Source organism: Candidatus Binatia bacterium (assembly GCA_036382395.1).
Lineage (GTDB): Bacteria > Desulfobacterota > Binatia > HRBIN30 > HRBIN30 > JAGDMS01.
Genome location: DASVHW010000449.1, coordinates 1 through 20984, shown reverse-complemented (window position 1 = coordinate 20984; position 20984 = coordinate 1). Strand labels below are relative to the sequence as shown.

The 20984-nt window shown below is 64.5% G+C and carries 22 protein-coding genes, 1 other RNA gene and 1 pseudogene; 7 read left to right on the top strand and 17 right to left on the bottom strand.

Going from position 1 to position 20984, the window contains the following annotated elements:
* Both VF515_22195 and VF515_22190 read right to left on the bottom strand, forming a co-directional pair.
* The coding region (locus VF515_22195) for a hypothetical protein (GenBank protein ID HEX7410340.1) at window positions 1-945 on the bottom strand (945 nt) is incomplete at its 3' end.
* Between the two features lie 706 nt (window positions 946-1651).
* Window positions 1652-2704, bottom strand: coding sequence for a hypothetical protein (locus tag VF515_22190; protein ID HEX7410339.1), 1053 nt, complete (start codon window positions 2702-2704; stop codon window positions 1652-1654).
* A gap of 498 nt (window positions 2705-3202) precedes the next feature.
* Between VF515_22190 and VF515_22185 the strand changes: the two genes are divergently transcribed.
* Complete coding sequence (locus VF515_22185) at window positions 3203-4768, top strand: aldo/keto reductase (GenBank protein HEX7410338.1); 1566 nt, start codon at window positions 3203-3205, stop codon at window positions 4766-4768.
* Between the two features lie 13 nt (window positions 4769-4781).
* Here VF515_22185 and VF515_22180 read toward each other — a convergent pair whose 3' ends face one another.
* From VF515_22180 to VF515_22140, 9 genes are all read right to left on the bottom strand, one after another.
* Window positions 4782-5087, bottom strand: a complete 306-nt coding sequence (locus VF515_22180; protein ID HEX7410337.1) for a hypothetical protein — start codon at window positions 5085-5087, stop codon at window positions 4782-4784.
* Between the two features lie 87 nt (window positions 5088-5174).
* Complete coding sequence (locus tag VF515_22175; GenBank protein HEX7410336.1) at window positions 5175-6887, bottom strand: NAD-dependent malic enzyme; 1713 nt, start codon at window positions 6885-6887, stop codon at window positions 5175-5177.
* 357 nt (window positions 6888-7244) lie between these two features.
* Window positions 7245-8402: a methyltransferase domain-containing protein gene (locus tag VF515_22170; protein ID HEX7410335.1), complete on the bottom strand. Its 1158-nt coding sequence runs from the start codon at window positions 8400-8402 to the stop codon at window positions 7245-7247.
* 516 nt (window positions 8403-8918) lie between these two features.
* Window positions 8919-9242: a hypothetical protein gene (locus VF515_22165; protein HEX7410334.1), complete on the bottom strand. Its 324-nt coding sequence runs from the start codon at window positions 9240-9242 to the stop codon at window positions 8919-8921.
* Between the two features lie 109 nt (window positions 9243-9351).
* Window positions 9352-10857, bottom strand: coding sequence for a PilT/PilU family type 4a pilus ATPase (locus VF515_22160; GenBank protein ID HEX7410333.1), 1506 nt, complete (start codon window positions 10855-10857; stop codon window positions 9352-9354).
* 89 nt (window positions 10858-10946) lie between these two features.
* The gene (locus tag VF515_22155; GenBank protein HEX7410332.1) at window positions 10947-12188 is read right to left on the bottom strand and encodes a family 1 glycosylhydrolase; all 1242 of its coding nucleotides are present in this window, start codon (window positions 12186-12188) and stop codon (window positions 10947-10949) included.
* Window positions 12189-12255: 67 nt separating this feature from the next.
* Entirely contained in the window at window positions 12256-12732 is a 477-nt protein-coding gene (locus tag VF515_22150; protein ID HEX7410331.1) for a nitroreductase family deazaflavin-dependent oxidoreductase, read from the bottom strand.
* 235 nt (window positions 12733-12967) lie between these two features.
* Window positions 12968-13270, bottom strand: coding sequence for a HigA family addiction module antitoxin (locus VF515_22145; GenBank protein HEX7410330.1), 303 nt, complete (start codon window positions 13268-13270; stop codon window positions 12968-12970).
* 13 nt (window positions 13271-13283) lie between these two features.
* Window positions 13284-13562, bottom strand: a complete 279-nt coding sequence (locus VF515_22140) for a type II toxin-antitoxin system RelE/ParE family toxin (protein HEX7410329.1) — start codon at window positions 13560-13562, stop codon at window positions 13284-13286.
* A gap of 80 nt (window positions 13563-13642) precedes the next feature.
* On the opposite strand from VF515_22140, the gene VF515_22135 reads away from it, so the two are divergent.
* Entirely contained in the window at window positions 13643-13918 is a 276-nt protein-coding gene (locus VF515_22135; protein HEX7410328.1) for a type II toxin-antitoxin system VapC family toxin, read from the top strand.
* Between the two features lie 260 nt (window positions 13919-14178).
* Here the strand turns inward: VF515_22135 and VF515_22130 are convergent, their stop codons facing one another.
* The 3 genes from VF515_22130 to VF515_22120 are packed head-to-tail and all read right to left on the bottom strand — an operon-like array spanning window position 14179 to window position 15411.
* Window positions 14179-14583, bottom strand: a complete 405-nt coding sequence (locus VF515_22130; protein ID HEX7410327.1) for a PIN domain-containing protein — start codon at window positions 14581-14583, stop codon at window positions 14179-14181.
* Entirely contained in the window at window positions 14574-14789 is a 216-nt protein-coding gene (locus tag VF515_22125; protein HEX7410326.1) for a hypothetical protein, read from the bottom strand. Before VF515_22125 ends, VF515_22130 begins: the two co-directional genes overlap by 10 nt.
* Before the next feature lie 31 nt (window positions 14790-14820).
* Window positions 14821-15411 carry a hypothetical protein gene (locus VF515_22120; GenBank protein HEX7410325.1) on the bottom strand — a complete coding sequence of 197 codons (591 nt, stop codon included), beginning with the start codon at window positions 15409-15411 and terminating at the stop codon, window positions 14821-14823.
* A 231-nt stretch (window positions 15412-15642) separates the two neighbouring features.
* Here VF515_22120 and VF515_22115 point away from each other — a divergent pair, with 231 nt between their 5' ends.
* Window positions 15643-15798: a hypothetical protein gene (locus VF515_22115; protein HEX7410324.1), complete on the top strand. Its 156-nt coding sequence runs from the start codon at window positions 15643-15645 to the stop codon at window positions 15796-15798.
* A gap of 434 nt (window positions 15799-16232) precedes the next feature.
* Here the strand turns inward: VF515_22115 and VF515_22110 are convergent, their stop codons facing one another.
* From VF515_22110 to VF515_22100, 3 genes are all read right to left on the bottom strand, one after another.
* Complete coding sequence (locus VF515_22110) at window positions 16233-16718, bottom strand: hypothetical protein (GenBank protein ID HEX7410323.1); 486 nt, start codon at window positions 16716-16718, stop codon at window positions 16233-16235.
* 54 nt (window positions 16719-16772) lie between these two features.
* On the bottom strand, window positions 16773-17807 hold the full coding sequence (locus VF515_22105) for a radical SAM protein (protein ID HEX7410322.1): 1035 nt from the start codon (window positions 17805-17807) through the stop codon (window positions 16773-16775).
* Window positions 17808-18025: 218 nt separating this feature from the next.
* Entirely contained in the window at window positions 18026-18502 is a 477-nt protein-coding gene (locus VF515_22100; protein ID HEX7410321.1) for a GIY-YIG nuclease family protein, read from the bottom strand.
* Between the two features lie 67 nt (window positions 18503-18569).
* Here VF515_22100 and ssrA point away from each other — a divergent pair.
* From ssrA to VF515_22080, 4 genes and pseudogenes are all read left to right on the top strand, one after another.
* Window positions 18570-18951: a transfer-messenger RNA gene (gene ssrA / locus VF515_22095) on the top strand.
* 225 nt (window positions 18952-19176) lie between these two features.
* A complete protein-coding gene (locus tag VF515_22090) occupies window positions 19177-19419 on the top strand; it encodes a GIY-YIG nuclease family protein (GenBank protein HEX7410320.1) in 243 nt (80 codons plus the stop codon).
* Window positions 19420-19525: 106 nt separating this feature from the next.
* Window positions 19526-20053: pseudogene (locus VF515_22085) on the top strand (site-specific integrase).
* Between the two features lie 119 nt (window positions 20054-20172).
* A complete protein-coding gene (locus VF515_22080; GenBank protein ID HEX7410319.1) occupies window positions 20173-20442 on the top strand; it encodes an AbrB/MazE/SpoVT family DNA-binding domain-containing protein in 270 nt (89 codons plus the stop codon).
* Window positions 20443-20984 lie beyond the last annotated feature (542 nt).

Genomic DNA, 20984 nt, shown 5'->3' with positions numbered 1-20984 from the left:
CGTCGCGGCGGTCGCGGTGCCGAGCTGGCCCGCGGCATTGACGAACACCGGCACACCGCCGGTGCTGGTGGCGCCGTAGACACCCGTAAGGCCCGACAACGCCGTGATGTCGGAGTTGGCACCGCGAGCCGCCGCCCCGAGACTGGTGCGCGCCCCCGCCGCAGTGCTCGCCTCCGTTCCGCCGTTGGCAACCGGCACCGTACCGGTCAGCGAGAGGCTCGGGTTCTGCCCACCCGAGGACGCCAACGGCGCACTGGCGCCGACGGAGAGCACGCCGCTGTTGCTGATGGTGCCGCTCGTGGTGATCGTCCCGCCGCTCAAACCGGTGCCGGCGGTGATCGACGTGACCGTGCCGGGCGTGAATGCCAGATTGCTTTGCTGGATCGTGCCGCTGGCGATGCTGCTTGCAGTGACCGCGCCGGCCCCCAGTGCGCTGGAACTCACGCAGCCACTACAGCTCAAGCCGCTGGCACTGCCAGCCGTCGGGGCATAGAGCGCATACGGGGTGGCGGTGAGCTGCTGCCGGGGGCTCAGCGTGACGTAACTGCCACTCCCCACCGGACAGCGCACGGCGATCTGCAGCCAGCGGTCGCTCCCGCTGAAAGCGCCGGCGCCAAATTGCCCGCTGTCGTTCAGCTCCACCGTGAAGAGGCCGCTGGTAACGCTCACCGGACTCGTCGTTTGCGTGCTCCCGAGCTGACTGCCACCGGATGCGCCATCGTAGAGGCTGAACTGCAAGTCGCAGGTCCCGTCCGTCGGCAGCCCGCTTTGCAGCAGCTGACCTTGATACGTGAACGCCGTGCTCAGCGCGACCGTATTCCCGGCCGTGAAAACGATCAGCAATGGCGCGATCAGCACCACGGCGCGGTGCCGTACGGTGGCGGATGCACACGCACTCGGACGCGAGCCGCGCCGTTGCGGAACAGTCGTGAGATTGTCAGCCATGATCAATCCTCTAGTCTGCGGAGTGGGTCAGCCTGGAGAGCAGTAAATACAGAGCCGGCACACTGGCTCCTCTCCTGGCTCATCGGCCACGTAGCCGTGACATGAGGAATTTCGCGACCACTCCACGAGTTAGTTAAACACCCGCGCCAGCCCCCGGCGGCCCAAACGGGCACTTGGACTCTCCCGATTTCTCCGCTCACACGGTGTCTTCGCACGTGAGCACCCGATACTTCACTGCGTCTTGTAACGTCAAGCCAAATCGTCAGAGCGGGTGTGCGATCATGCAAAACGTTGACAAATGCTAGTGTGGGCTCCGTAAACTTACGGAGTTTCGACGTGCCAATTTGACGCGCCTATCGGGACGGTACCCGAACCGCCCCTGCACCGAAAACACCTTGGCGTCTTGGCGCGAGAACTGCCTCGGAATAACGTTCGAACCGAATCGGAAGTCGGTGCTGTTCCCTTCGCACCGTCTTGCGCTCGAAGTCCTCCAACGGTGACGTGCGACAATTGCTGACAGCGACGAATGAAGCGCAGTAAAGTCGCGCTCAATTTCGGTGATGCCGACTCGCAGCCCTAGGGACGCCTGTTTGGTCCTGCGTCGGTTGGGGGCATCTCGAAGGCATCGCTCCGGAAAGCGACCGGCTCATTCAGGACGGCCCTCATCGCAACCCGGTGTGGAGGGCGCGTGTTGGGCAGCGTCTGGTCAGTGTGGCGCGACCGGCGCCACGACGAGGATCTTACCCTCCGGCGAATCGGTCAAATAGGCGGTGCCTTCCTCGGTGACCACCGCGTTGCGCGCGCCGGACACCGTTGCCACGACCGTTAGTGGCGTGAGCCCACCCTGAGGATCGAGGCGGGCGATGGTGAGCGTGGCGGCACGGGCGGCTGCAGCGTACAACTCGCGACCGGGCTCCAGGTAGTCGATGTTGTCGACTCCGTCGCCCACCGTGATTGTGCACAGCCGCTTGCCATCGTGTCCGGCGTCGAGCACCATCACGCGATCCCGGCAGGCTACAAAGAGGAAGTCGAAGTCGTGATCGAGAGCCAGCCCCCTCGGGCCGTCCTCGCCGCAGCCGGACAGCCACGTCCTCGTGACCTGCCGGCTCGTGATGTCGATGGTCAAGGTGCGATCCTTGTCCTCGAGGTTGGTGTAGAAGACACCGCGCCCGTCGTCGACCGCGAAGCCTTCGGGCGCCCCATCCAGGCTGATCTTGGCCTTCCACGCCAAGGCACCGGTGGCACCGGCATCGAGGACCGCGATCGACTTGTCACGGGGGGTCGTGACCCAAACTTCCTTCGTTGAAGCGACATAGGCCAGTCCGTCGGGCAGGGATTCCAGCTTGACGCAGGGGCCCCGCCGCAGGGATTCCGCTTCGACCGCGCAGACGCTGGAATCGCCACGATTCCCGATGTAGACCACGCTGTCACCAACGGCCGCCGAGCTCGGGCCGACCGTCCGTTTCGTGCCGGACCGTTCCATCTCGGCGGTGGGGAAACCCTCGACCCTGGCGACCCGATCGTTGCTCGCGTCCACCACGTCGACGCTCCCCGTATTACCGGCCGGCACCCACACCCGATGGCGGGCTCGATCGTATGCCAGGTAATCCATGGATACGCCTCCCGAGGTCGCCCCGGGAAGCGTGATGGAGCGGACGGCGAGCGCAGGCGGTGCGGCCGCTGGCGCGCGCCACCGTGCTATACCGCAGCCCGCTGCCATGATGGTCGAGAGAAGCATCACCCAGTGTCGTAGAGTCATTGGTACCCCTCAGCGCCGTAGGGTAACAGAGTCGTGCCGACGCCGCTTGCTTGGTCACTTATCACGGGCTCACACTGGCACGAACAACCTCATCATCAGAAGAGGTTTATAAGCCGCGCGACGGCAAGCCCTTTCATGACGAAGGCTAAGGTCGTCCTCGTCCGGTTTCCATTCGATGATTTGTCTGCGGCGAAGGTCCGGCCGGTGCGCTCTGACCTGCCATGAGATTGATCACAATCCGAAGGACTATCCGTCAGGCACGGTGCCGGCAGGCGCAACGATACAGTCCCCGGCGAGACGAAACATCGGGCGGTGACCTTTCGCCGGCTGCGCGTCGCCAAAGATGCGCCGGCCGGGAAACCGTCTAAGCTGCCTCTGGCGAGCACGACGTGATGGCGCGCTGGGTCGTCCGGGTGCTCGTGGGCGCGCCCAGCCGATTTGGACGGTGCGCACCAATCCGATAAGGTACGCGCACGGTTCAACCAAGAGGAGGGCGTGATGCCTTGTCTGCGATGTGGGGGTATCCGGCAGGAACGATTGGTTCAGGTCCGGCGCCCGATTGCCCTCGGGCTATACGGCGTAGGGTTCGCGCTGGCGTGGCTCTGGGGTGGGGCGTTGTTGCACGATCTGCTCGAGGGCGGGCAGCGCAGCCTGTTGCCGGTGTGGCACGCTATCGTGCCGGCCGTTGTGCTGATCGCGGCGACCGTCGCGCTGTTCGCGCGCTTCCGCCAGCGTGTGTGTGTCACCTGCGAGGACGCTGCTCCGGCGTGGTTGCTCCGTCCCCTGACCGCCGACCGATCGGTGGACGCCCTCTCCAGCCTGACGCGGCGCAAGGTGCTGCGGGTGCTGGGCGGCATCGGCACCGGCGTGGCCGCGACCGCCGGCGGCGTCGCGGTCGCGGTCGGCCGCAACCGCGGTTGGCTGCCGGTGGCGCGAGACTTCTTCATGACCAAGGTGGAAAACATTGCCCCGCAGGCGCGCCCCGAGTGGGGCGCCGCGCGCATCCGCAGCTACCGGCGCCTGGGACGCACCAACGCGATGGTCTCGGACATCTCGCTCGGCTCCGGCCGCATCAATGACGCGCAGGTGGCGCGCTATGCCATCGAGCGCGGCATTACCTATTTCGACACGGCGCCGGACTACTCGGACAATCTCTCGGAGCGCGTGCTCGGTGAGGCGATCAAGGGGCACCGCGACCAGATCTTCCTCGCCACCAAGTTCTGCGTGCGGGACGGCCACCTCCCCAACGACACGCCCGTAGCGCAGATCATCGAAGCCGTTGAGGGCAGCCTCAAACGGTTGCAGACCGACCACGTGGATCTGATCCACGTCCATTCGTGCGACCGGGTAGAGCGCCTCCTGGCGCCGAACATTCACGAGGCCTTCGACCGGCTAAAGGAGCAAGGGAAGGTGCGGTTCCTCGGGGTGAGCACGCACACGCCGAACCTGGAAGAGGTTGCCAACGCCGCCATCGATTCGGGGCGCTTCGATGTCATGATGCTCGCGTACCATTTCGGAATGTGGCCGAGCTTCGGTGCCATTCTCGACAAGGCGAAGGCGCACGACGTCGGTATCGTGGCGATGAAGACGCTGAAAGGGGCAAAGCACACCAATCTGGCCGACTTCCGTGCGGAGGCCGACAGCTACGCCCAGGCGGCGTTCCGCTGGGTGCTGTCCAACCCCGCGGTGGCGTGTCTGGTGATCTCGATCTACGAGCAGCGGCAGGTAGACGAGTACGTGTTCGCGTCAGGCGCCGCGGTGCGCCCGACCGACGTCGCCCTGCTGCGACGCTACGACGACCTGGTGACCGGCGACTACTGCCAGCCGCACTGCGGCGTCTGCCTCGATTCGTGCGCCTACGATCTGCCGATCAACGACGTCCTGCGCTACCGCATGTACTTCAAGGACTATCACTGGGAGAGCGAGGGCCAACGGCTCTACGCCAAGCTCGAGCGCAATGCCTCGGCGTGCCTCGACTGCGCCGCGCCGTGTGCCAACACCTGCCCGATCGGTGTGCCGATCCGGGAGAAGATGCTCGACGCGCACCGGTGGTTCAAGGTGTAGGGGCGCGGTGGGATTAGACGCCTTCCCGGTTGCGGCTGCTTGGTGCGGTGTTCAGCAGCGCACCGAGGGCGAGGATGGACGGTACCCAGAGACCGATGAAGATGCCGGTTTCATGATCGACCAGAAACCAGCTGTACCCCGACCCAACAAACGACAGGAAGGCGGCCGCCAGGAAGAGCCGAGTGGCGCGATAGTTGGTCGGAAGATCGGCTCCGGCCCGGACGATCCGCGAAAACAACTGTCCCCATTCCCCCGTCAGTATGCCGCTGGCGACGACGGACGACACCAGAAGACCCCAGATCAGGACTGCAAGATTCATAGGCACCTTACCTCGACTCAGCTGTTATCCATCCGCAAACTGCCCTGCCGCCAGTGACGAATCGACCGGCGGTTGACTCGGCGACGACTACGGTTCGTGGCGAACTGGCAGATACTCCGGAAACCACATCGCTCTCCGGACGGTTTCCTCCAGGTTCGCCAGCACCTCCGCATCCGCGTGCCCCTCGGCCACCGCGCGTTTGATGACGGCGCAGGCCACGGCGTGCGAGCACTCGCGAATCCGCGACAGCTGCGGATAGACGGCGGACTGCGCCAGGTCCTCGGCGGTGACGCGGTCGGCCAGTGTTTTCGCCGCGTCGAGGAACATCCCGTCGCTTACGTGCCGGGCATGCGCGACGCACACGCCGAGACCGACGCCGGGGAAGATGAAGGCGTTGTTGCACTGGCCGATGCGGTACCTCCTTTCCTTGTGCTGCACGGGGGCGAAGGGGCTGCCCGTGGCGACGATGGCTCGGCCTTCCGACCATCGGATGGCGTCCTCCGGCGTGCACTCGCTCTTGGATGTGGGATTGGAGAGCGGCAGGATCATGGGACGCTCATTGATGCTCGCCATGAGCTTGACGGCGCTCTCCGTGAAGCTTCCCGGCGTTGCCGACACACCGATCAGAATGGTCGGCCTGGCGTGGGCAATCGTCTCCTCCAGGCTGATCCGCGACCGGTCCTTGCACTTCCAGGTGACAACCTCGTCGGCCTCCCGTGCATACGCAGCCTTGAAATCCTCGAGGCCGGACCGCTCTCGGGTGACGAGGCCTTTCGTGTCGACCGTCCAGATTCGCCGTCGTGCCTCGTGGACGGGGAGCCCTCCTTCAACGAGTGACGAGACGAAAAGGTCGGCGATGCCCTGCGCCGACGCTCCAGCCCCGGCGAACAGAAGCCGCTGGTCCCGGATCGGCTGGCCGGTAAGCCTCAAGCCGCAGTAGATACCAGCCAGGACGACAGCGGCCGTTCCCTGGATGTCGTCGTTGAACGTCGACAGTCGGTCGCGGAAACGCTTGAGCTGCGTGATCGCATTGGCCTTGAGGAAGTCCTCCCACTGCAACAGCACATTCGGATACACCCGCTGTACGGCATCGACGAAGCGATCGACGAACGCTTGGTAGTCGTCGCCTCGCACCCGCTTCTGGCGGAGGCCCAGGTACAGCCGGTCCTGAAGCCGGTCCTCGTTGTCCGTCCCCACGTCGAGCATGATGGGGAGGGTGATATACGGCGAGATGCCGGCGCAGATCGTGTAGAGGCAGAGCTTGCCGATGGAGATCCCCATGCCACCGGCGCCCTGGTCGCCGAGGCCGAGGATGCGCTCGCCGTCGGTCACCACGATCACCGACGGGTTCCGCGTATGGTGGTTGGCGAGCACTTTCTCTATGTTGTCTCGCTGATCGTAGCTGACGTACAGGCCGCGTCCGCGCCGGTAGATGTGGGAGTACCTCTGGCAGGCCTCCCCGACGACGGGCGTATAGACGATGGGCAGCATCTCGTCGATGTGCTCGTGCACCAGGCGGAAGAAGAGGGTCTCGTTTCGGTCGTGGAGGCTCGCCAGATAGATGAACTTCTCGAGCGGCGTCGACTTGGCTTGGAAGCTCTCGTACACGCGTTCGAGTTGCTGCTCCATCGTGCAGATGGCGGGTGGGATGAGACCGTGAAGGTCGAGCTCGTCCCGCTCGCGGGCGGTGAAGGCCGTGCCCTTGTTGGTGAAGGGATCCATGAGCAGCGGTTTGCCCTTCAGTGGCGTGGAGATGTACGGCTGCCAGGTCGCCGGGTCCACTTTGATACAGAAGTTCATGCATCCTCCTCGCTACGGGGGGTGTCGCTACGGGGGGTCGGCTGAATCGCATACGGAGCCTCACGGCTCCAACTGGGGCGAGCATCCCGCGTGCCGTAGCCTACGCACCGACGTTTCCGCACTATTGTTCGATTCGATTCCTAGATGTTCCAGCATTTCCAGGTGCAGGTCCGTAGCGGTGAGACGAGACGGTTCCCAAGATCCGTGATTACCACGCCTGCCTGACAGTGTCCTTCGAGAACCGACTGCCAGGAGCGGCTAACGAGGACTTGGCGGATGCGTTGGCGCAGGAAGGCAAAGCGTCGGCGCATTCAAAGCGCCCAGCGTTGCCCTCCGGGTCCTGAAAAAATCTCTCGTTCAGCAACCGTTGCCGGTGGCGCTGCAGCACGCACCGGCTGGCTGGGTAGTGGCGTGATAATCGAGGCCCTTGGTCTCACGCGGGTGTCGCATCGCATCGCGGGAGCAGTCGAAGGGTGTCGCCGCCTCCGGGCCGATTGGCCGGCGGGGTTCTACCGGAATGATGTCGCCGGCGTAGGGCTCGCGGGTGTAGAGCCCAAAGGTCTTTTCGCACACGGCCATGGGCACGCCGCGGCGAAGTGTGTGGCCGTCGTCATCGCGCACCTCGCTCCAAGGCCCGCGGTAGATCACCGCCTGATTGTGATCCCAGCACGCCCCCTGCTTCCCCTTCCGTGCCGACACGGTGACGGCGCGAAACTCGATGCCGTCGACCGTACGCCAGGGGCGTTCCTCGCGCTTGAGCAGTTCCACCCCGTGGAAGCCGGCCACCGCGAACGCCTCGAGGAAGGCGCTCTCCTGAAACGCGCCAGCGATACAACCCGACCACAACTCCGAGTCCAGCTTTAAGGTCTCGGTAACGAGCTCGTCAGAGACGATGTCGGAGACGACCGCGCGGCCGCCACATCGTAAGACGCGAAAGATTTCGGTGAACAGCGCCTGCTTGTCTTCGTCACGCACCAGGTTGAGCACGCAGTTCGACACGACCACGTCTACCGACTCGTCGGCCACGAGCGGCCGCTCGCGTCGCTGCGCAGCGAGAAAGTGCTCAAACTCTGCGAGGTCCGCTGCTGATGCCACCGGATGCTGCCGCAGGTGATTGTCCATGGCGTCCAGGTCGGTGCGCAGGTCTTGGATCTTGCCGCGACGGAAGCTAACGTTGTCATACCCCAAGCGCTGCGCGATCTCCGGCTGGTAGCGGCGCGCCAATGCCAGCATGTCGCTGTTCATGTCGATGCCGATGACCCGACCTGACGGGCCGACGATCTGCGCCGCGATGTAGCAGATCTTCCCGCCGCCCGAGCCTAGATCGAGTGCCGTTTCACCCTCATGCACGTACGCTGAGGGATCCCCGCATCCGTAGTCGCGCTCGATGATCTCTCGCGGCAGGATGGCGAGATAGCGATCATCGTAGCTGGTAGGGCAGCACAGGCTGTCTTCGCGCTGCCGGGCGCTGTGGCTGTAGCGACTGCGAACCGCTTCCTCGACGTTGAGATGCATTGTTCGGCTCCTCCGTTTCCAATTGCCTGTGAGTTCAGATGTGGCGTCATAGTTACGCCATTTGCCCTTCTGAAGCGATACACACCCGTCTCCTAAGTACTCCAGGACATAAGTGTGGCAACGTATTTGGCGACACCCCGCTCAGGATGCCCGCCAAGGATCGCGGGCATGACGGACTAGAACGGGAGGTTCATGGGCAGCCCGTCGAAGGGTGAGCGGGTTAGGATACGTCGCCGTAGCTATGCCAACGTCTCCTAAGCAGTTTCGTCTTCTTGACGCGGGCAGGATCGGGGCGTTGCCCGATTCGACCCAAAAGCGAGGTCGTGATCATGAACTCGCCACTGACCGGTTGGGGCGCGCACTCCGAAAGGTGATTGAGCCGATTGCCCAAGACGTGGACGCCTCGAGGTGACAGGCGTACCGGCGCGTCAGTCGCGGACGGTGCAACCGCCTTCGATTAGAGACGCCGTGCCCTTACCGCGTGGGGTGCGTGCTGAAGGCAGCCCGTAGGCAGAATCAAATGGCCCTGCCGGTTTGGCGCACGTGTCCGAAGTGGCGCGCGAGGCCGACCGCCGTGGCCAGGACTCCGAAGGCGACGGCAAGCGCGTCGATGGAGAGGCCGCCCGCGAACTCGCCGACTCCGAAGAGCAGGACGTAGCCAATGACGAGATTGGCCATCCCCCAGAGCACATTGACCAACGGCGACGACTCCCCGACGCCGGGGGGCGAGGCGAACGGGCTCTGGAATCGCTCGCCTGAAATTCCATTGACGAAATGCGGGACGGCATTGGCCAGGAAGAGCCCCGCCACGAAGTGTGCGAAGTAGATGTACCAGCTCATTGCCTTCTCCCTTCTCCTCGGAACCTCCCGCGTTCATTCCACTGGAGGACTGGTCCGTACCCAGAAAGAAGAACACATCGGCCGCGCTGCAGTACGTTCACCGGCTCTTTCAGCACCCTGCGGCGCGCAGATACTCACCCAGCGTGGCGGAATCGTTGGCAACTGCCACGGCGGTTTCGCGCCGGATCCGATTGGTGCGGACGAGATCGGCGAGGCTGCGTTCCAGCACCAGCATCCCCTCCTCTCGGCCGGCCTGGATCGCGTTGACGATCTGCGCCGTCCGGCTCTCGCGGATCAGATTGGCCACACCATGGGTGACCCTGAGCAGCTCCACGGCCGGAACCCGACTCGCTCCATCCGCCGTCGGCAGGAGACGTTGAGAGATCACTGCGCGCAGCGAATCCGCGAGTTGCACCCGGATTTGCCGCTGGCGTTCCGCCGGATAGGTGTCGACGATCCGCTCGACGGCTGATGCGGCGGTGCGACTATGGAGGCTGGCGAATACGAGGTGACCCGTTTCGGCCGCGGTGAGGGCCAGGCTGATGGTTTCGGGATCGCGCATCTCGCCGACCAGGAGGATGTCTGGATCCTCGCGTAGCGCGTCGCGCAAACCGGTGGCGAAATCACGCACGTGCGTCCCCACTTCACGCTGGCGGACCAGCCCGGACACACGCATCGGCCGGATGACATACTCGATCGGATCCTCGAGGGTCACCAGGACCTGCGGGCGCGCCCGCAGGGCGTGCTGCACGAGCGCCGCCAGCGTGGTGCTCTTGCCGCAGCCCGTCGGTCCGCAGGCGACGACCAGCCCGTGGGGCAGGTCGATGAGCGGCTCGAGCTGCGGTGGCAGATGCAGATCCGCGAGCGCCGGAGCTTCTTTTCTGAGAATGCGCAGGGCAGCGCACAGTCCTTCTTCGGTCGCGTAGACGTTGACGCGTACGCGCCCCACCCCGGGCACGTCGAAGGCGCGATCCACCGAGCCGCCGGCCCGCACGTGCTCCAGCCGCTCTTGCCCACCGAGCAGCGCCGTCGCGTCGAATCCCGGCGCGCCTTCGAACACCTGCAGCGCGCCATTGATGCGGACGATCGGCGCCCCCTGCGGACTCAAATGCACGTCGCTGGCGCCCTGAGAGACGGCTCGCGCCAGCACTGCGACGAGCGCCGCCGGGAGCGTGCCGGTCCCCGCACGCCAGTGGCTTCCGGCGGGCGTGTCCTCGATAGCGCTCGCTGTGGCGCCGATGAGCACATCCCCGCGCCGCTCGCTGCTCGCCGAGTCGTCGTGCCCGCGAATCTCGTTTCCGTCGCGACGAAAGCGAACCTCCAGCGTTGACTCGTCCGGCTGGACGAGCCTGAGGACGAACTTCCCCAGCTTGGCGCTGCTGTACGTGAGCGACAGTTCACCTCGCTGGCGCAATGCCGCCTCATGCGACGTCCACAGGTCGTCGAGCAACTCGCGGATCCGCTCCGTGGGCATCGCGGGAATCGTCAGCGGCAGCTCGGTGTCCTCCTTGAACATCTGCGGACGGCGATCTGAAGTGAGCCTCAGCTCTGTCCCCCCCTGCTGCACCAAGAGCTTCAGCAGGCTGTCGATCGCCTTCACGTTTTGGCTCGGCATGTTTTCAACCGATCTTTGCCTGACCGACGGCAGCACCGCAACCGGGGCGGTGAAGTGAATCGAGGGTCGCGATCGAATGTCGTGCGTCCTCACTCGTCGAAGGCATTGGCGCGGGCGATGCCGCCAAGCCAGTCGGCGCTCGGCTTGGGTCGACGGCGCTGGGTGTCGCGATCGACGGCGATGAGGCCGAACTGCGGTCCGTAGCCGAACAGCCACTCGAAGTTGTCCATCAACGACCAGTAGAAGTAGCCGCGCACGTCGATGCCGTCGCGCCGGCACTTGACCACACCGCGGAGCGCGCGGCGGACGTACTCGAAGCGCTGTGCGTCGTCGGTGGTGCCGATGCCGTTCTCGGTGACGTAGACCGGCACCTGCGCCACCGAGCTGGCATAGCGAATGGTCGCCTCGAGCGCCTCGGGCCAGAACTCGTAGCCCATGATCAGGGTCGGCACGCCGGCTTCCGGACCGAGCGGACCGGCGGCGCCGAAACGATGGCGACTGTAAGTTTGCACACCGACGAAATCGTCGGCGCGCGCCGCTTCGAGAAACGGATCGAAACTCTCGGCGCGGGCGCGATCGCGGTGCGCTTCGCCGCCGGGCACGGCTTGGTAGTCCTGCATCGCCAACGTCACGCCGACGGGAAACGTGCCGGGTCCGGCCTTGAGCACGTCGCGCGAGCGCACGTGCGCTTCGAGCATGGTGTCGCGCATCTTCATCGGGTGACCGAGCAGGAACGGCCCGAAGCGCTCGAGGCTCGACCCGTTGCGCGCTGCCGCGTCGGCGACGAACTTCGCCACCGATTTGAGGCCGCCCGGCGGCAGCACGCCGCTGACGGCGAGGGTCGCGGTCAGGTTCGCCTCGTTGATGGTGTACGCCGTGTCGATGAGGTCGCCCAGATGGCGAACGGTACGTTCGCAGTAGCGCAGAAAGCGGTCGACGTTGCCGCGGTCCTCCCAGCCGCCGTCGGCGGCGAACCAGCGCGGCGAGGTGAAGTGGTGGAAGGTGACGCACGGCCGCACGCCGTGCTCGTGGCAGCTTGCCAGCATGCGCCGGTAGTGGTCGAGCGCGGCGAGCGAGAAGCGGCCCTCTTCCGGCTCGATGCGCGCCCACTCGACGGAGAAGCGGTAGGCGCCGAAGCCGAGCTGGCGCAGGAGGGCGATGTCCTGCGGATAGCGGTGGAAGTGATCGCAGGCGTCGCCCGACGGCTCACGGAAGAGCGTTCCCGGCGCGTGCTCGAGCAGCCAGAAGTCGCTGGCGACGTTATTGCCCTCGACCTGGTGCGCGGCGGTGGCCGTGCCCCACACGAACCCCTGCGGAAAGGTGTATGCCATGGCGTCCCCGTGCCACGACGCGAGCGGGGGATCAAGAGCGCCGGCCGTTGCTCAGATCCTGGTCACCTCAACGCGCGGGTCGCGGCGTGAGGATGATGACCGGGATGTCGCGCTCCGTGCGTGCCTGGTAATCGGCATAGCCGGCGTACATGGCGACCAACCGGGGCCAGAGCGCGGCCTTTTCTTCGGCGCTGGCCTGGCGCGCCGTCATCGCCAGTTTCTGCCTTCCCACCTCCACCTCGACGCGCGGGTTGGCCTGGAGATTCTTGAACCACAACGGATGGTGCGACATGCCACCTTTGGAGGCGACGATGACGTACTGGTCACCGTCTGTGAGATAGAGCAGCGGGGCCGTGCGGGGCCGGCCCGATTTGCGGCCGATGGTGGTCAGCAACAGCACCGGGGCACCGCTCGGGAAGCGGCCAGCGATACGGCCACCGCTCAGTCGGTAGAGCCACGTGTTCACCTGTGACGCGATCTTGATGATGACGCTGCCGATGCGCTCCTGGCGCGGTGTGAATGGTTTCGCGGTCTTGCCGGACATTGCTCCCTCGGTGACGCTTTACGCAGCCTCCACAATCATCCGGCCACGGCCCCGCCGGGGCTTCTCGTCAGTCTCGCTTTTCCTCCTGAGCCTCATTTGACTTCCCTTCTTGCTGGTAGTCCGCTTCCGCCAACCTGGCCTCGACTGCACCGACAGACTGTCGGCCGGTGGCGTTGCCTTTGCCCGCCCATAAGCCCTTGAGGGATTGCCCTGAGGGGAAGGCAGAACTGCCCAATCAGGCAGCGCGGGCCGCGGCGACGTAGCGCTTAACCTTGATTCTGCCCTTTGCGGTCAGGCGAGCTTTGGCGAGATCATACGTTGTCTGCATCCGAAGCCAGGTGTCTGCGCCACCACCGAAAGCGAGGTCGAGTCGAATGGCCATTTCCGGCGAGATCCCGCGGCGGGCGTGGACCAGATCATTGAGGGTCTGGCGGGTGACACCGAGGAGCTTGGCGGCGGCAGTGACAGTTAGACCCAAGGGGTCAAGGCAGTCGTGCTTGACCGAGAGTCCGGGGTGCGGTGGGTTCTTCATGGCCATTGTGTTTTCCTCCTTAATGATAGTCGATCAAGTCGACGTCGCGGGCATGACCGGCCTCGAAGCGGAAGATGATGCGCCAGTTGCCCGAGACGCTGACGGCCCAAAACCTTTTCATATCTCCCGTGAGGGAGTGAAGCTGGAAGCCAGGAAGGTTCATCTTCTGCGGCTCGTCGGCTTCGTCGAGGCGGGCGAGGATACGCCCGATCTTATCCACCCTGGCCGCAGGGAGGCCCTTGCGATCGTCTTTTTCATAGAGCCGTCTGAGCCCGCGATGCCGAAAGCTCTGGATCATGCGCAACTGTAGTGCGACACGTGTCGCATGTCAACGAAATGGGGGTGCGGGTGCCGTTCGGACCTTCTTCGGACCCGTGAGTGAAGCGGCGGCCCCCCCGGATCGGGGCACTTGAGGCGGCCATTCGAGACTTCGCCTTTGCAAGGCTGGCGCTGCCCTACGAGGCCGGCTTCCTCGCCGGGAAAGCCTTCGTTCGCTACCGCGACCACGGTGGCACCAGGCACTCTCCGCTGCCGGATTTCTACATCGGCGCCCATGCGGCGCTGGCGGGGCTCACCTTGCTCACACGCGATGCGCGCAGGTATCGACGGTACTTTCCCAAGCTGAACATCATCTCCCTCGCCGGTGCCGTGTGAGCCAGCGGCTCATTCAGCAGTACCTCACTCACCTGCAGGACCTGCGGAAGGTTCCTGGGACGTATCGCGAATGCGTTGTCCGCAGCAATGGGGCCGCGTCTGGACTTTGGACATAACGTGGCTCAACCTCCGGGGATTGTACGTTACCTCACAACCAGATCGGGGTTCATTGAGTCCATTATTTAGATGTGACCCCCAGAGCGCCGTCGCTAAAGTCCAAAGTCCAGACGCGACCCCCATCCCGCCGGCACGATTCGGTTCTATACCGCACGGGTGAGCACGCTCGCGCGCAATGGCGACAGCGTCGCAATGTCAGCGAAGTGTGCGTCGAACGTCACGACCTCAGCGTCGTGGTGAATCGCCGCTGCGGCGATCAACAGGTCCATCGACGGAAGCGTCAGGCCAGCGTCAACGCACTTCTGCCCAAGCGAGATCGTGTCGCGCCACAGCGTGGCCTGGGCCGGGAGGAGCGAGACGAGCGCGAAGTAGTTCTCCAGCCGCCGGCGATCGCGCCGAGGAACATTCGCCAGCAGCTCGAACAGCACCGGCTCGACGACGCACACGTTTCGCTGGTTGACGATCGGGAGCACCTGGTCTTTGACCGCTTGTGGCGTGGAGGCGCGAAAGTGGTCCACCCAGAGCGTGGTCTCGACCATCACTGCCATACGCGGCGGTCGCGACGCAGTTGCTCAATCGGAGGGAGGTCGGCGCTCCACTTCCCGGAATGAAACTTCCGGTTCATGGCCACGCGCTTGCGGTAGTTCAGCTCATTGAGCGCCAGGCGAAGAAGCGCCGCCCCCTTCAACCGCTCGCCGGAGTACCGGAGCATCTCCCGCATTTCTTTCTCGGCAACTTCCACGGTGACCTTCATATCTGCACCTTGCTGACTTCGGCTCGAATGTTCAAGCGTTGGCGCCCCCTGTCACGACGACTAGCCATGTCACGAGTTTGAAGTCCGTCTTCTCGCTCGCCTGCTCCCGCTGGTTCGGTATGACGAAGCTCCGCCCACCCTGTAAGCCGGCGGCGACGCGCTTGCGGAAGGTGACGACGATCGAATCGACCGCAGGTTGCAGCAGGCGGTCGTATGCGGTCATGTCCGAGCCGTTGTGGGTGAGCTGATCGAAGACGTTGCAGAGCAGTTCGTACGGGGCCGACTTGCCGGCGCACAGCTCGCGATAGATGGTCAGAATCTGCTTCGGGTGCACGAATCCAAAGCGGACGTCGCCGCTGTCCAGGACGCTTTCCATGCGCTTCAGGAAGCCCACCTTGATCATGCCGATGAGGAAACCCTCGCGCTGCACCTGGGTGAAGTTGCCGACCCTTCTTTCGTAGTCCGCTCGGACATCGGCCGGCAGATCATCGCGGAGAAACCGAGACGCCGCCCCCGTGTGATTACTGGAAATGTCGGTCCAACGCGCCGCGCCTCTTCCCGATGTCTCCCATCTTATGCTTTCGTATGCCGTAGAGGTTGCGTCCGGTGAGCACCGTACCACGATTCCTCCTTCGCTGACGCTCCGGCGGACTTGTCGCAGAAGCACTCCGGCGGTTGCAGGCCGCACGGCTCGCCGAGGTAGAAGGGCTCGGCGAGCAGGCCTCCGTGCTTGCAACTGCAACCCCGGAACGGTTGCGCTTGCCGAAACTCTTCAACCCGGCCACAATGCGGCTCCAGCGGCACTGAAACTCCAATGTCGGCACCGCGGGCCGACTGGAAAGGAGGCAGGGTCATGATCCGACGAGTCGCAGCGGGGTTTGGCATCTTCCTGGTCGCCTCGGTTGCGCTGGCTGCGGGTGACGGCAAGGTCCTGCGCTTTCGCAAGTACAGCCTCGTGGATCCGCAGGGCATCGGCGGCGACGCGGTCGCCCTCAAGGAGGAGAGTTGATGCGCTCTACACTTCGAATCGTCACGATCTTGATGGGCGCGGGCTTCGCGCTGCAAGGCGTTGGCTGGCTGGTCGCTCCCGACCGCGCCGCCGCCACCCTCGGCATGCCAGTTTTGGATGGCCTCGCACGCAGCACGCAGTTCGGCGACTTCGCCGCGTTCTTTCTGACGCTCGGCCTGAGCATCCTGGCTGGGAGCGCCTCTGGTCGTGGCCGCCTGCTCTACTTCCCTGCTGCGCTACTCGCGAGCGCGGCGTTTGGCCGTGTCGTCGCGTGGGCGGTTCACGGAGCCGCGTTCGCCACCACCTTTATCTTGGTGGAGATCGGCGCAAGTCTCCTCCTGCTCGCCACGATGTGTGCCTCCACAACCGCGACTGCGGGCGGTGGGAAGAACCTGGGGGGGAACCCAGGCGAGGTAAGTCGCCGCGGCGGAGGCTCAGGCTACGAGGGCGAAGAAGAAATGGTCGCCCCGCCCGCGCGGTGCGTTGATGCCACCGATGCCCAGGCACAACGAGGGCGACAATACCTTCACCTCGTCGTAGAGCACGGCGCGCACCGGGCCGGGTAAACGGGAGACCTCGTAGTGCAGCCGCACGGTCTCCGTGTCGCGCCACCGCGAGCGGCCGGCCTCCGCAACGAAACGTCCGATCCCGAGAGTCGGGTGGAAGAAGAACCAACGGTGCCGGATGAAATCGACGCCGAACGGCAGCAGCCGGAACCCCAGGTGCTGCAGCGGACGGATCACCGTGGGCCGCGCCCAGGGCCGCGCCCCCGGCGTATCCAGCCAGGCCAGATGCACACCGCGGTAGCAGCCGCTCGGCACCGCAACGGGACGCGGCTCCACATACAACACTTCCAGCTCCGCCACGCTGCACTGCACCAGCCGCGCCAGCGAAAGCGACCCTCCGCGCCGGTCTTCCATGGCATCTTCTCGCAGTTTCGTGCTGGCTGAGGGACCGCGCCGCTGCGTGCCGGTTCAGCCGACCGCGATGCCGCCGGGCTCGAACGCCAGCGCCGGGTTCTCCCACACCTGCGACAGATCGACCATCGTCGGTGAGTTACACGACGAACAGCCTTCGGCGTCGAGGCGCAGCTGCCGGAATCGATCCAGCTGCATGATCTCCTTCAACGGCATCGTACGAATGCTGGCGATGGGGCGGGCGAGGTTGAGGCAGTATTCGGCGTTTCCACGCCCGTCGACGAACATGACCAGCTTTGGGAGATGGCAGCGGTATCCCTGGCGCCCGGTAATGAAGTAGTCGAAGTACTGCTGCGAGTTGAGAATCGGCGCACCGGCGCGCTTCTTCTCCGCCAACGATGCACACAGCGCTTGCAGCTCGGGCAAAGGCATTCCCATGTCGGTCTCGACGAAATGCGCGTTCTCTCCGTGGCGATACTCGGTGATCACGTCGAACGAGATCTGCACGTCGAGGCGCGCCGCCAGGGCGAGCAGGTCGTCGATCTCATCGGCCATCCCTTTCTGCACGCAGCAGTTGAACTGCAGCGAAACGTCCGGGTATTTCTCCTTGACCAGGCGCACGCCTTCGATGGCGCGGTCGAACAACCCGGGCAAGCCGCGGATCGCGTCGTGGCGATCGGGCTTCGCCGAGTCCAGGCTCACGATCATCATGTCGATGTACGGCAGTACCTCGTCCATACGCTTCTTCAGGTACCATCCCGTATTGAACAACAGGATCGACATCCCCGCTTCCTGTTTGATGAAGCGCACCACCGCGCCGAGGTCGCTGCGCAGGAACGGCTCCCCGCCCGACAGCGCCGTGGCGACGAAGCCCTCCTCTTTCGCCTGCGTGTAGAAGCGCTCGAGATCCGCCAGCGGCACATCCTCGCAATCGTTGTCGCGCCAGAGGCAGCTGGCGCATTTGCACATGCATCGGTTGGTGATGAAGTGCCCGACGATGAACGGGCGTCCATCCTCTTTCTGTCGCGCTTCGAGGGCTTTGCCCAGCACCCGCTGCAAAGCCTCCTGCGTTGCCACACTCAGCTGTCTCATCGCCGCGCTCCTTTCCGAATGCGTCCTTGCGGTCTCGTGGCGCCTGCCTCCAGTGTATCGACTGCCAGGTCGAACGTGCGGTGCAGGTGTCGCGTGCGCTCAAGATGGCCCCCTCGCATTCTCCATCGGGAGCAAATTAACCGGGCGCCCAGTTGAATGCAGCCGCCACGGAACGAAGTCAATGGGTCGAGACGCTGGCGACAGGCCTCTCACAGCCTCTACGTCCCTAAGTTTGGTCCGAGGTGGAAGCGCTCGGCGAGCAGGCCTCCGTCCCTGCAACTGCAACACCGGAACGATTGCGCTTGCCGAAACTTTTCAACCCGGCCACAATTCGGCTCCAGCGGCACTGAAACTCCAATGTCGGCACCGCGGGCCGACTGGAAAGGAGGCAGAGTCATGATCCGACGAGTCTCAGCGGTGCTTGGCGTCTTCCTTGTCGCCTCGGTTGCGCTGGTTGCGGGTGACGGCAAGATCCTGCGCTTTCGCAAGTACAGCCTCATGGATCCGCAGGGCATCGGCGGCGAGGCGGCCTCGATGCTCATCCCGACGGACTGGAAAGTGGAGGGCGGCGTCGTCTGGCGGGCGCATTCAGCTTTGTGCGTCTGCAGCCGGGCGTCCAAGTCGGAGGTGACGCCGACGTAGCGTTGGTCTGGTGCGGACAGACTCCGGATGAGGTAGACCCAGTTGCGATCCACCCCACCGGCCGCTATTAGATATGTGGTGGTTCTGAATCTCAGGACTCAGCACTCAGGACTGCCACATGGGGGCGATCTGGGTTCGACGGGAGTATGGAAGGCTCCGGTTGCGTGCACGGGATCCTGGGTACCGTAAAACCCCAGGGCTGCTTAAACGCAGACGTACCTCTAGCACTGGCTGCCTAAGGGCAACCACGTCTGACCTGCCCGAGCCCGTAGGGTGGGATTCAGGCGACGCAAATCGGGATAAGCAGCGGTGAGTGCTCAGGCGCCGCTGACGAAAACTTACGAGCTGGCTGTCTGGGATCCTGTCGCGTCAAGCCATCCGAAGCTTTTCGGAGCGAAGGATGGTGGGAGCCCAGCCGGCGAGATTAAAACACGCGGCTACGTACGTAGACACCGAAGTTGACCGCTTCCGGACGGGGGTTCAATTCCCCCCGCCTCCATCCTTCGCTCGTCTCCGCCCTGCGGCGACGAGCTTCGGCTGGCGTGCCATCAACGGACTTCGCTCACGGAGCGCGAGCAACGCGAGCGAAGGATGCCCGCCTTCGCCGCGGCTTCGGTGGGCATGCCCTCCGTAGCCTTGGCGTAGGAGGGCTGTTCGGTACGATGACGAGCGCGCCCCGCGAGCTACGGATGGCGTGCCACTCAGGACAGGGGTAAATTCGGCCGCCATGAAGTGCGTCTATCTCATCCGCAGCCTGTCCGCCCCAGACCAACGCTACGTCGGCGTCACCTCCGACTTGGACGTCCGACTACGGACGCACAACGCTGGCGACTCGCCACACACATCCAAGTATCGACCGTGGGAGCTGGTGACGTACGTCTGCTTCAACGACGACCAGCGCGCGATCGCCTTCGAGCGCTATCTCAAGTCGGGATCTGGCCGAGCGTTCGCCAATAAGCGGCTGTGGTGAACTGCCGCACGCCCACCGAAGCGCCTCGGCGAAGGCGCCAGGGCACGCCCACCGAAGCGCCTCGGCGAAGGTGGGAAGCCGCGGCGAAGGCGCACGCCCGCCGAAGCTGCGCTTCGTGCGGCCCGGCGAACTGCGCAAAGGGCAGTGGCCGGAGATCAACCTCGAAGAGGCCGAATGGCGCATCCCCGCTGAGCGCATGAAGATGCGGGAACAGCACATCGTGCCGCTGTCCCGCCAGGCCATCGAGATCCTGCGCGAGCTTGAACCCTTGACGAACCGCGGAATCGCGGCCAAGCCGCACACGCCACGTTTTGTCTTCCCGAGCGTGCGTTCGCGCGAGCGGCCGATGAGCAACAACGCCATTCTGGCGGCACTACGGCGCATGGGATACCCGAAGGAAGAAATGACTGGCCACGGCTTCCGCAGTATGGCGTCCACCCTGCTGCATGAACGAGGCTGGAACCATCAGGCCATCGAGCGCCAGCTTGCGCACGCCGAGCGCAACGCCGTGAGCGCGGCCTACAATTTCGCCGAGCACCTGCCGGAGCGGCGGAAGATGATGCAGGCTTGGGCGGATTATCTCGACGTGCTGAAAGCCAGGGCGGACGTGATACCACTGTTCAAGAAGGCGTAGCGCAGCGACCTCGCCGCGTTGGACGGATGAATACGAGAGCTTCCGCCGCTGTCAACGGAGGCACCGTTGGACGCCGATTCACATTCTGCTACTAACGTTCGGAAGTCGGAGGAACCGCAATGCGCTCGGCAACGATTCAGATTCAACCTCGGGGGAGCGTCATACTCCCGGCGAAGCTCCGGGCAAAGTACGGACTTGATTCAGGAGACAGCCTGACCGTCATTGACCTCGATGGGGGCATCCTGCTCTCTCCGCAAGGGGCAGTCGTTCCCAAGCTCGCGTCCGAGATCGAGCGACTGCGCCTCGCCGCGGGGCTCGACATTGCCGACCTGCTGACCTCACGCCGAGTAGTGCGAACGAGGCGCCGTGGCTCCCGCAAGCGGAGCTGAGGGCGGCCCCGGCGAGGAGTGCCTTGTCCGTGTCTTCTGCGACGCCGATGTGCTCATCGCGGGCGCGGCATCGACGAGGGGCGCGAGTCACATTCTCCTCCAACTGTCGGAACTCACGCTGATCGACTGCGTAAGTTCTGCGGTAGCCATCGCCGAAGCCGAACGCAATATAGCCGCGAAGCTACCCGCTGCGTCTTCAGCGTTTCGAAAGATTCTTGGTGCGGCCGTTGATGTTGTGCCCGAGGCGACGTCTTCGTTGAAACAGAACCTCGCGGGACAAGCTCACCCAAAGGATCTTCCAATCCTGGCGGCAGCGGTTGCGAGCGGCGCCGACTTCTTCACGACATTTAACGTGCGTCACTATCAGAAGCGGACGGCGATGCCGATCGTTGTCCAACCGAGACGAGTCGTGGCAGCCATTCGCTCGCTGCTGGGCCGGCTTTCGACCGAAGCTAAGTAGTACTTCTCGCAGGTGGCATGCCGTCCACCCTCCTCCACGAACGAGGCTGGAACCATCAGGTCATCGAACGCCAGCTTGCGCA